The 11,310-nt window shown below is 69.6% G+C and carries 9 protein-coding genes; 8 read left to right on the plus strand and 1 reads right to left on the minus strand.

Features of this window, described 5'->3' with window-relative positions:
* Positions 1-135 precede the first annotated feature (135 nt).
* Together AB0I10_RS32115 and AB0I10_RS32120 are read left to right on the plus strand one after the other, a co-directional pair.
* Positions 136-1,062: an NADP-dependent oxidoreductase gene (locus AB0I10_RS32115; protein ID WP_363156192.1), complete on the plus strand. Its 927-nt coding sequence runs from the start codon at positions 136-138 to the stop codon at positions 1,060-1,062.
* 86 nt (positions 1,063-1,148) lie between these two features.
* Complete coding sequence (locus AB0I10_RS32120; protein ID WP_363156193.1) at positions 1,149-1,334, plus strand: hypothetical protein; 186 nt, start codon at positions 1,149-1,151, stop codon at positions 1,332-1,334.
* Here AB0I10_RS32120 and AB0I10_RS32125 read toward each other — a convergent pair whose 3' ends face one another.
* Positions 1,335-1,616 (minus strand): hypothetical protein, encoded by a 282-nt coding sequence (locus AB0I10_RS32125; protein WP_363156194.1) that lies wholly within the window; start codon positions 1,614-1,616, stop codon positions 1,335-1,337.
* Between the two features lie 260 nt (positions 1,617-1,876).
* On the opposite strand from AB0I10_RS32125, the gene AB0I10_RS32130 reads away from it, so the two are divergent.
* The 6 genes from AB0I10_RS32130 to AB0I10_RS32155 all read left to right on the plus strand — a co-directional run bounded on the left by AB0I10_RS32130 (position 1,877) and on the right by AB0I10_RS32155 (position 10,717).
* Positions 1,877-3,481 carry an amidase gene (locus AB0I10_RS32130; RefSeq protein WP_363156195.1) on the plus strand — a complete coding sequence of 535 codons (1,605 nt, stop codon included), beginning with the start codon at positions 1,877-1,879 and terminating at the stop codon, positions 3,479-3,481.
* 305 nt (positions 3,482-3,786) lie between these two features.
* The gene (locus AB0I10_RS32135) at positions 3,787-5,553 is read left to right on the plus strand and encodes a sulfatase (RefSeq protein WP_363156196.1); all 1,767 of its coding nucleotides are present in this window, start codon (positions 3,787-3,789) and stop codon (positions 5,551-5,553) included.
* A gap of 158 nt (positions 5,554-5,711) precedes the next feature.
* Complete coding sequence (locus tag AB0I10_RS32140; protein ID WP_363156197.1) at positions 5,712-6,569, plus strand: ABC transporter ATP-binding protein; 858 nt, start codon at positions 5,712-5,714, stop codon at positions 6,567-6,569.
* The gene (locus AB0I10_RS32145) at positions 6,566-7,543 is read left to right on the plus strand and encodes an iron-siderophore ABC transporter substrate-binding protein (RefSeq protein ID WP_363156198.1); all 978 of its coding nucleotides are present in this window, start codon (positions 6,566-6,568) and stop codon (positions 7,541-7,543) included. Before AB0I10_RS32140 ends, AB0I10_RS32145 begins: the two co-directional genes overlap by 4 nt.
* A gap of 4 nt (positions 7,544-7,547) precedes the next feature.
* Positions 7,548-9,614: an iron ABC transporter permease gene (locus tag AB0I10_RS32150; RefSeq protein ID WP_363156199.1), complete on the plus strand. Its 2,067-nt coding sequence runs from the start codon at positions 7,548-7,550 to the stop codon at positions 9,612-9,614.
* Positions 9,615-9,985: 371 nt separating this feature from the next.
* Positions 9,986-10,717: a DUF2470 domain-containing protein gene (locus AB0I10_RS32155; protein WP_363156200.1), complete on the plus strand. Its 732-nt coding sequence runs from the start codon at positions 9,986-9,988 to the stop codon at positions 10,715-10,717.
* Positions 10,718-11,310 lie beyond the last annotated feature (593 nt).

Here is an 11,310-nt window from a genome sequence, read left to right on the forward strand (position 1 = left end):
CCGTCAAGTATCGCTTGGCTGCATCAAGCACCTACTTCCCGGATCCTTCTCGCGCTGAAGCGGCAGCAGCCGGCGCCCCCACGGCAGCCCGCCCGCCACTGCACCGCCCCCCAAAAAGAACCAAGGAGCACCACCATGAAGGCCATCACCTACCGCACCTATGACGGACCGGACGTCCTGGAGTACCGCGATGTCCCCAACCCCAAGCTCGGCGCGGACGCCGTACTCGTCCGCGTGAAGGCCGCCTCCGTCAACCCGGTCGACTGGAAGATCCAGGCCGGATACCTGGACGGCGTCATGGACGCGGTGTTCCCCGTCATCCCCGGCTGGGACGTCGCCGGCGTGGTCGAGGAAACCGGCGTCGGCGTCGCCGAGTTCGCCCCGGGCGACGAAGTGATCGGCTACGTCCGTGAGGACTTCGTCTCCCGCGGCACCTTCGCCGAGTACGTCGCCGCCCCGATCCGTACGCTCGCCCGCAAGCCCGCGAACCTCACCTTCGAGGAAGCCGCCGGCCTCCCGCTGGCCGGCCTCACCGCGTACCAGTCACTCACCCGCGCCCTGAACGTGGGCAGCGGTGACACCGTGCTGGTGCACGCGGCGGCGGGCGGTGTCGGCTCGCTGGCCGTACAGATCGCCGCAGCACTCGGCGCCCGCGTCATCGGCACGGCCGGTGAGCGCAACCACGACTACCTGCGCGGGCTCGGCGCCGAGCCGGTTGCGTACGGCGAGGGCCTCGCCGACCGTGTCCGCGAACTCGCGCCGCGGGGTGTGGATGCCGTCCTCGACCTCGTCGGCGGAGAGGCGCTGAAGATCTCCCCCGGTCTGCTCACCGGGACGGGCCGCCTGGCCTCCATCGCGGACGGCGCCGTGCTCGGCCTCGGAGGCCGGTATGTGTTCGTGCGGCCGGATGCCGAGGACCTTGAGGCGCTCACCGCCCTCGCGGAGCGCGGGGCGCTGCGTGTGGAAGTGGCCGCCACGTTCCCACTTGAGCAGGCCGCGGACGCCCAACGGCTCAACCGGGAGGGTCACACCCGCGGCAAGGTGATCGTCACCGTCGCCTGAGCCGCCGTCAGCCCAGCCTCGTTTCCCTCACCTTCACGGTTCTTCCCTCACCTAGAGTCCTGCCGTGGCACGGAGGGGGACCTGCGATGACGGACATCGACACGGTGGTGGCGTGGTTGCGCCAACTGCCTGACGTCTCCGGTGGGTTGGTGGAGCTGGAACCCGGGATCGACGACGCCCGGATGGATTCCTGGCCGGTTCCGGTGCCGGAAGAGATCCGCGTGCTGTTCCGCTCCGTCGGCGGCATCCGGGTGACCATGGGTGACCGGTGACTACGAGGTGTACGTGCAGCCGTGCTTGCCGTAATGCCACTCGTACTGGCCCATCACCCACGGGTCCGCCGTGATCGTGAAGGTGCCGCGCGGGGCGGGACAGTGGAACGTCGTGGTGACGGTGTCACGGCCCGGCGGGGGCCCCGGCGACGCGGTGGCCGCGGAGGTGATGCCGGCGCCTCCGGCGCTGAACAGTGCGGTGACGAACGCTATCGCGATGATCTTCTTCATCATGTCTCCCCGTTCCATCGCGTGCGGGAACTGCTTCTGGGGACGATACACGCAACCACCTAATTCGGAACAAGAGGAAATTTCGCCTGATATTCGCGAGATTTGCGGGACGCGTGCGTCGGCGCCACGGCACTGTCAGGGTCCGTCACAGCATGACGTGGAGGGTGACCTGACCGCCGGGCGGACGCGGGTACGTCGAAGTCCTCCCAGACGGTGAGGGCTGCTGTTGTCACGGTGTCGGCTCCAGGGACAGCGGCGCGAAAGGCCCTTGTCCCGGGCCGCCGGCCTATAGTCCGCTGACCCTCATGAGGATGAGGAAGAGGAGCACGGCCACGCTGGTCGCCGCCCTGGTCGCGGGCTCCCTTTGCGCAGGGGCACCGAATCCGCGCGCGGAAGCCGCTGAAACCGGTGTCGGCAACCCACCGCCGGCCGGTCTGCGCCCGAAACCGGGCATCGATCTCGACACGGTGACGATCCCGCAGTTACAGGCGCGCATGGCGGACGGTTCGCTGACCTCGTCGGCACTGACCACTGCCTACCTGAGGCGGATCAAGACCATCGACCCCAAGATCAACGCAGTGCTGCGGACCGACCCGACGGCTCTGCGCCAGGCGGCCGCCAGCGACGCCAGGCATCGGGACGGCAGCACTCGTGGCCCGCTCGACGGCATACCCGTCCTGCTCAAGGACAACGTGAACACCCGCGACACGCCCACGACGGCCGGGTCGCTGGCATTGGCCGGCAGCCCGCCGGACGGCGACGCCGCCCTGGTGACCCGACTGCGGGACGCGGGGGCCGTGATCCTCGGCAAGACCAACCTGTCCGAGTGGGCGAACTTCCGTGCGGCGAAACCGACATCAGGGTGGTCGGCCGTGGGCGGGCAGACCAACAACCCCTACGTACTGGACCGGAATCCGTGCGGGTCCTCCTCCGGTTCGGCCGCCGCGCTCGCCGCGTCGTTGGCGCAGGTGGCGATCGGTACCGAGACGGATGGCTCCATCGTGTGCCCGGCCGGGATGAACGGGGTGGTCGGCCACAAACCCAGCCTCGGCCTCGTCAGCCAAGCCGGAGTGGTCCCGATCTCCGCCGAGCAGGACACCGCGGGACCCATGGCACGCAACGTGATCGACACCGCGCTCACCCTCGCGGTGCTCAGCGGTAGCGCCACCTCGCACCAGGGCGGTCCCATCGGCCTCCCCGACGAGCTGACGCGCTCCACCGGCCTGCGCGGCAAACGGATCGGCCTGTGGCGACTGCCCTCGCTCGGGCCGGAGGTGGATGCCCTGATGACCCGTACAGCGGAGAAACTGCGTAACGCAGGAGCCGAGGTCGTCGAGGTGACACCCCCGTACCAGAGGCGACTCGCCGAACTCGAATTCCCCGCGTTGCTGAGCGAGTTCCACCGGGACATCGACGCCTACCTCGCCACACGCGACGGGCCGCCGAACCTTGCCGAGCTGATCGAGTTCAACCGCGCCCACCCGGCGGAGCGGACCTGCTTCGCCGGCCAGGAGCTGTTCGAGCAGGCCCTCGCCGCGCCTCCCACCACCGACCCCGAACACCGCGCCATGCGTGCCGAGTTGAAGGACCTTTCCCGGCGTTCCATAGACGAGACCATGGCCACCCATCAGCTGGACGCCATCGCCTCGCCGACGAATCCGCCCGCCTGGACCACCGACTGCGCGCGGGGCGACAACGATGTAATCCCGTCCTCGACCCCCGCGGCCGTGGCCGGATACCCGTCATTGTCGGTGCCCGCCGGATTCGTGAACGAGCTGCCCGTGGGCCTGCTCCTGATGGCCGGTGACCACGAGGACGCCGAGCTCCTGTCGCTGGGGGCCGCGCTGGAGCACCGACTCCACGCCTGGCGAGCTCCGCGCTTTCTGCCGTCGGTGGGGCTCGACGCCTCCCGGTGAACGGTCGGACGACGGCACCCGGTTCAGGTCAGCGGGGCCGTCGGGCCCCACCACCCAGCTCGACGAGCGCCGCGACCCCGCCGTCCGCACCGCCACCGTCTCCGGCGGCAGCAACGACCGCGCCCTCGATGTCCTCCTTCGGAGCCCCCGTTGCCGGGTGATTGAACACAGCCCGCCGGCAGGCCGTACGGATACAGACAACGGCGGGCCCGACCTCTCGGGGCCGGTCCGCAGTGTCACCACCGGCTTTGTTACGGAAGGACCATCGGGTGCCGCACTTGACGCGCTCTCCTCAGCTGTCGGACATGGACCGGGCAACCACGGAGACGGAGACGGAGGCGGAGACGGAGGAGGGCCGGACGCCGGACAATGACAGTGCCGAGCCGGAAAAGGACCGGGACAGTGTCATCGCATGCCGGAACTGGCGCGATGAGCACCCGGCCGCTGCGCGGGCTGTGGCGGGGACAACCACCGTACTGGCCACGGCTCTTGTGCTCTTCGCCCTCCTCCTGCCCGATCAGCTCACCCGCCTCACGCCAAGTCAGTTCGTGCGCATCCCGGTGGAGGGGATCGCCGGTGCTGCTCTGTTGCTCGTCCTGCCGCCGAAGGCGCGGCGTGTGGCGGCGGTGCTCGCCGGGGTGGCCCTCGGCCTGCTGACCCTCCTCAACTTTCTTGACATGGGCTTCCATTCAGTGCTCGCCCGCCCCTTCGACCCGGTGCTCGACTGGGGACTGTTCGACGACGCCGAGTCGTTCCTCAGGGATTCGGTCGGCGACGCCGGTGCCATCGGCGCCGTGACCGGCGTCGTGGTCCTCGTGCTCGCCGTGCTGGTCCTCATGACACTGGCGGTCGTCCGGCTGAGCCGTGGCATCTCCCGGCACAGTGCTGCGGCGACCTGTACGACCCTGATACTCGGGACTTCCTGGGTCGCCGCCACGGCGTTCGGCGTGCAGATCGCCGGTGTACCGGTTTCCTCCAGGAACGTTGCCGACCTGGTCGACAACCGTGTGCACCAGGTGAGTGCGGCCCTGAAGGACAAGCAGGCGTTCGCCGAGGCGGCTGCCGGCGACGCCTTCCGTGACACCCCGCCAGACCAACTGCTGACCGGGCTCCGCGGCAAGGACGTCATCTTCACCTTCATCGAGAGCTACGGTCGCAGCGCCGTCCAGGACCCGAAGATCGCTCCGCAGATCGATGCCGTACTCGCGGACGGGACCCATCGGCTGCGCAAGGCCGGGTTCTCCGCCCGGAGCGCCTGGCTGACCTCACCGACGGCGGGCGGGGGGAGCTGGCTGGCGCACTCCACCTTCCTGTCGGGCCTGTGGATCAAGAACCAGCAGCGCTACCGCACCGTCACCTCAAGCGACCGCCTGAGTCTCACGGGTGCCTTCCGGCGCACGGGGGCGTGGCGGACGGTCGGCATCATGCCGGGCGTCACCCGGTCTTGGCCGGAGAGGACGTTCCACGGCCTCGACCACGTCTACGACTCCCGGAACCTCGGGTACCGGGGCCCCAAGTTCAGCTGGTCGACCATGCCCGACCAGTACAGCCTGTCAGCCTTCGAACGGCTCCGGCACGGCAGGCCGGGAAACAAGCCCTTGATGTCGGAGATCATCCTGACGTCCAGTCACAACCCCTGGGCGCCGCTGCCCAAGATGATCGACTGGAACGACGTCGGTGACGGTTCGGTCTACAACGCCATCAAGAAGGCGGGCAAGGACCCCGAGGACGTTTGGCAGGACCCCGCGCAGGTGCGCACCGAGTACGGGCGTGCCATCCAGTACTCCCTGCGCAGCCTCATCTCCTACGTGGAGAAGTACGGCACCAAGAACACCGTTCTGGTCTTCCTCGGCGACCACCAGCCGGTCCCTGCCGTCACCGGCGAGAACGCCGGCCGCGACGTGCCGGTCTCGATCGTCGCCCACGATCCGGCCGTGCTGGACCGGATCTCCGGCTGGCGCTGGCAGACCGGCCTGAAACCCGGCCCCAAGGCCCCCGTCTGGCACATGGACGCCTTCCGCAACCGGTTCCTGACGGCTTACGGCCCGCATCCCGGCTCCGCCGCGTCCTAGGGTCTGTCCGATGAGTCAGGGTCGGAAAGGCCACCGGTCTTCAGACGGCGAGTCAGTCGTCCACCTCTTATCGCTCTTGGGCGGGGTGGAGAGGGTGTAGGTGCCGGCCGTGGACAGGCCGTTTTCGGCCAGGTTTAGGATAGGCTAACCTTCGCCCCGTGAGAGCTGGTGAAGAGACCTCCGAGGCCACGGGGCCACGTGGCCATGAACTGTCCGCCACGGGTGTCACCGTGGCGTACGACGGTGTGGACGTCGTGCATGACGCGTCGGTGAGGCTGCGGCCCGGCGAAGTGACCGTCCTCGTGGGTCCGAACGGCAGCGGAAAGTCGACGCTCCTGCGCACGCTCGCAGGCCTGCAGCGCCCCAGGAGCGCCACGCTCACCATCGACGCCGACATCGACGGTCTTGCTCTGCCTCCCCGGGAGTTCTCGCGCCGCGTGGCCCTGCTGACGCAGGGACGCCCCACCCCCAGCGGGCTGACCGTGCGGGACGTCGTCGAGTTCGGCCGCTACCCCTACCGGGGACGCTGGGGCAAGGCCGACCCGGGTGGCCGGGCCGCGGTGGACCGTGCGCTCGCCATGACGGGCGTCGCTGAGCTCGCCGAACGTGGCGCCGAGCACCTCTCCGGGGGACAGCTCCAGCGTGTCTGGCTCGCCTGCTGCCTCGCTCAGGAGACGGGTGTGCTGCTCCTCGACGAGCCGACGACCTACCTCGACCTGCGGTACCAGGTCGAACTTCTCGACCTCATGCGCGACTTGGCCGACGATCACGGGATCGCCGTCGGCGCCGTCCTGCACGACCTCGACCAGGCCGCGGCCGTCGCCGACCGGATCGTGCTGCTCCACGCGGGACGGATCGTCGCTGACGGCGGCCCCGAGGACGTACTGACGCCGCAGCGGCTGACCGACATGTACGGCATCCGCATCGAAGTCGACACAGACCCCCTCACGGGTCGGCTGCGCACCCGCGCGATCGGCCGCCACACACGAAGCGAAGGGCTCAGCACCACCTCATGAGACGCCTCCTCCTGACCGCCGCGGCCGCCACCGCCGCGGCCCTCATCCTGTCCGCTTGCGGGACGACCGAGCCCGCCGCCGACGACGTGAAGAAGACCGGCGAGCGCATCACCCTCACCGACGCCTCGGGCGCGAAGGTGAAGCTCGACGGGCCCGCCAAGAAGGTCGTCGGGACCGAGTGGAACGTCGTCGAGAGCCTGATATCGCTGGGCGTCGACCCGGTTGGCGTCGCCGACGTCAAGGGTTACAAGACCTGGGACACCGCCGTCCCGCTGAAGAACGCGCCCAAGGACATCGGCACGCGCGGCGAGCCGAGCACGGACACCATCGCCTCCCTGAAGCCGGACCTCATCGTCGCCACCACCGACCTGCCGCCGGCCGCCGTGAAGCAGCTGCGCAAGGTCGCCCCGGTCCTGGAGGTACGCGCCGCCGACGCCGCCGATCCGATCGGGCAGATGACCGAGAACCTCGACCTCATCGCCCAGGCCACCGGCACCACGAAGCAGTCCGAAAAGCTCAAGAAGCAGTTCCAGACGAAGATCGACGAGGGCAGGAAGGCCCTTGCCGACGCCGGTCTCGCCGGGACGAAGTACGCCTTCGCCGACGGGTACATCGTCTCCAACCAGGCCTCGATCAGGCCCTTCACCAGCGGCTCGCTCATCGGGGCGGTCAACGCGAAGCTCGGCCTGAAGAACGCCTGGACCGTCAAGGGCGACAAGAGCTACGGCCTCGGCTCCACCGACGTCGAGGGCCTCACCAAGCTGGGCGACGTGCAGTTCGCCTACATCGGCAGCGACGGCGACAAGAACAGCACGCCGTTCGCCGGTGTGCTGGCCAAGGACAAGGTGTGGACGTCGCTGCCGTTCGTCAAGAAGGACAACGTCCACCGGCTGCCCGACGGCATCTGGCTGTTCGGCGGTCCCGAGTCGATGAACAAGTACATCGACGCCGTCGTCGCCGCGCTGACGAAGTAACACCATGGCCGTCACCGCAACCACTCCCGCCACCCGTCCGTCGGCGGCCACGTCCCGGACGGGCGCGGCCGCGGTGACGGCCGCATTGATCCTCTTCGTCGCCGGCCTCGCGGTCGTGGACATCACGCAGGGAACGGCCGCGGTCGGCCTCCCGGAAGTATGGAAGGCGCTCACGGGCCGGGCCGAACCGGCCGACGCGTCCGTCGTCATCGCCTCCCGGCTGCCGAGGATGGCCGCGGGGCTGCTCGTAGGCGCCGTACTCGGCATTGCGGGCGCCGCCCTGCAGGCGGTCAGCCGCAATGTCCTCGCCTCGCCCGACACTCTCTCCGTCAACGCGGGCTCCTATCTCGCCCTCGGTCTCGTCGCCGCCACTGGCGTCTCGCTGCCGCTGCTGGCCTCCTCCGGCGTCGCGTTCGTCGGCGGCCTCGCGGCGGCGGCCGTCGTGCTCGGGCTGTCCGGCATGGGCACCGGCTCCGTCCGGCTCGTCCTCGCGGGCAGCGCCCTGACCCTCGGCCTCACCGCTGCCACCGAGGGCCTGCTCCTGCTGTTCCCCCGGCAGACGGACGGCCTCTTCCAGTGGAACCAGGGCAGCATCGCTCAGAACGGCTTCGACGGCGTGCTGCAGATGGCGCCGATCGGCCTCGTCGGCCTCGTCGGGCTGCTGCTCCTCGCCCGCCGGATCGACGCCCTGGCTCTCGGCGACGACGCCGCTCGCGGCCTCGGCGTCCCCGTCCGCGCCACCCGTTTCACCGCCGTCGTGCTCGCTGCCCTGCTCTCCACGGCCGCCGTCACACTCGCCGGACCCATCGGCTTCGTCGGCCTGTGCGCTCCCGCCCTCGTCCGCCCCCTCGCCCGCAGGTTCCGCGCGTTCACCCGGACACGTGCGAACCTGCCGGTCGCGGGTCTCACCGGTGCGGCCCTGGTACTCGGTTCTGACGTGCTGCTGCGCGCCGTCGTGCCGGTGGATGTGGCGGTCGCCGTGCCAACGGGCGTCGTCACCAGCCTCGTCGGCGCCGTCTTCCTGATCGTCATGGCCACGCGAGTCCGGGACACAGCCGGAGCCACCGCGTCCGAGCGGCTGCGCATCAGGAGCAGGGCCGTCTTCCTCACCACCACGGCCGTCCTTGTCGCCCTGCTCGTCGGTGTGACCATCGCCGCCGTGCTGCTGGGCGACAGCAAGCTGCTGCTGGGCGACGTGGCGAACTGGGCACAGGGGCGGGCCGGCCAGACCGTCACCTTCGTCCTCGACACCCGGGTGCCGCGAGTCCTCGCCGCCCTCCTCGCGGGTGCGGCGCTCGCCCTGGCCGGGACACTCGTCCAGGCCGTGACCCGCAACCCCCTCGCCGAACCGGGTGTCCTGGGCGTCTCCGGCGGCGCTGCGTTGGGCGCCGTCCTCCTTGTGACGACGGTGCCCGTGGCCGGATCGTGGAGCGTGGCCGCCGCGGCGTTCGCGGGCGCCGCGGCCAGCTCCGTTCTCGTCTTCGGGCTGGCCGCGCGGGGCGGGTTCCAGCAGAACCGGCTGGTCCTCGTCGGGTTCGGCGTCGCCACCGGGGCAACCGCCCTGATCAGCCTTCTCATCATCCTCACCGACCCGTTCAACGCGACGAAGGCGCTCACGTGGCTGTCGGGTTCCACCTACGGTCGGACCCTGCTCGACGTGGCGCCCCTCGCCGCCGTGCTCGCCGTGAGCCTGCTCGTCGCGGTTCAGCGGCGTACCGAGCTCGACCTCGTGTCGCTGGACGAGGACACCCCCAGGCTCCTGGGGATCAGCCTGGCACGGGGCCGTCTCGGCCTCCTGGTGCTGAGCGTCCTGCTCAGCGCCACCGCCGTGGCCGCCGCGGGCACCATCGGCTTCGTGGGACTCGTGGCACCGCACGCGGCGCGGGCCCTGGTGGGCCGGCAGCATGCCCGGGTGGTGCCGGTCTCGGTGCTCCTCGGCGCCGTGCTCGTCTGCACCGCCGACCTGGTGGGCCGTACCGTGATCGCGCCGGCCCAGCTTGGCGCCGGCCTGATGACCGCCATCATCGGCACGCCGTACTTCCTCCATCTGCTCGTACGCAGCCGCCGGTAGGACGAGTACGGTCACCCCCGCGCCGGTACGGGCCGGTGGGAGGCACAGGGGTACCGCGGTGGGCGCGTATCCGTTAGAGGTCGTTGTGATCTGCGCTGCTGCGGACGCTCGGTGGCATGCGTCGCCGACGGTTTCGAAGTCGGATACGCCGAGCCCGAGTTCAGCCCTTGGCTCGGCGGATCACACCGCCGCAGCACCGCGACGGCCGGCTGCAGCGGCCCAGCCCATTCGGCGCTGACACCAACCCTCTTGAACCGCTGATCGCGGCAGCTGACGCCGCAAGGGCGCGTGACATGTGGCCAAAACTCAGGACTGGTCAACCACCCTCTGCATCGTTTAGGTTAGGCAAGGCTTACCTAAATGGAGGATGGATGAGTCCTACCAACGCCTGCGCGGACGGCTCGACCGCAGCGGAGCGGATCCGTTCCGTGCTTGCCCGCGCGGAGTCGCTGACCGTCACGACGAACGGGCATCGCCTCGACCTCGTCAGCCTCCACACGGTCGACGACAAAGGCCAGTTGAGGCTGCGACTTCCGGACCACAGTCCCCTGCGGCCTCCCGCCGCAGGCGCGCCGAGCGCCACGCCGGCCGCTCTTGTGGAGTTCACCGACATCGCCCCCACCGTCGTGCGTGAACGCGTGCGGGCCAGGGTGGCCCTCTCCGGGTGGCTTACCCCGACCGACCCCGGAGGAGACGCGGACGGTGGTGTGCTTCACCGCCTCGACATCGCGCGTGCCACCCTCGAAACGGCAACGGACATCGTGGCCGTCCGCCTCGATGAACTAGCCCTCGCCGCAGCAGATCCGCTGGCCATTGAGGAAGCGGCCATGCTGACACACATGGCCGACGACCACCCGGACATGGTGGCGCTGCTGACCCGGCTGGCCGACCCCCGCCTGCTGCAGGGTGCAGTCCGCGTACAGCCCTTCGCCCTGGACCGCTACGGCATCACGCTGCGGTGCGAGTACACCCAAAGCCATTGCGACTTCCGATTCGTGTTCTCGACGCCAGTGCGTGGGGCCGCCCAGGCCGGTGAACAGATCCGAGTGCTTCTCGCAGCTGCGCAATCCTGTCCGCGCCGCCACACGCCCTCCCGCTCATGACGGCGCCCGCCCAGAGGCCCGCCCCCAGCGGCCTTTTGGCAGCCGTCATCGGTGTGGCGTCACTGGCAGCCGCTCTCTGCACTCCTCCGAAACGCGAAGCTCATGACGTTCCGGCCGTGTCGCTGGAAACCGTCCGGGCTCCGCAGTTACGACCGGCATGGCAACCAACGACCCGCTGGAGCACGTGACATGGACCTGCACTTCCCCAGTTCCGAGGACGCACAGCATCCTCTTGCCGACCCAGATGTCAGTCTTCCCCAGCGGGGATTGACCCCTGCGCGTGCGCGCAATTTCCTGGAGGCTCTGCGAGACGGGGACACGGTCAGGCGCTCAGCGGCGCGCGCCGGCGTCTCCCACGTCACGGTGTACAACCGTAGAAGTTGGGACCCGGCATTCGCCAAGCTCATGGAGGAAGCGCAGAGATCCGGAATGCAGGCCCGCGCGCGTTGCAGGGAGCGCAAGCGAGCGCCATTCCGCGCCATGCGGTATCGGCTGGTCCAAATGGGGCCGGATGGCTCCTGATTCCAGGCCTGCCGCATGACAGTGACACACCGTCAAAAGAGTATTGCCGCCGCGTGGATCAGGTGATCCAC

The sequence above is a fragment of the Streptomyces sp. NPDC050636 genome (assembly GCF_040654775.1).
GTDB lineage: Bacteria > Actinomycetota > Actinomycetes > Streptomycetales > Streptomycetaceae > Streptomyces.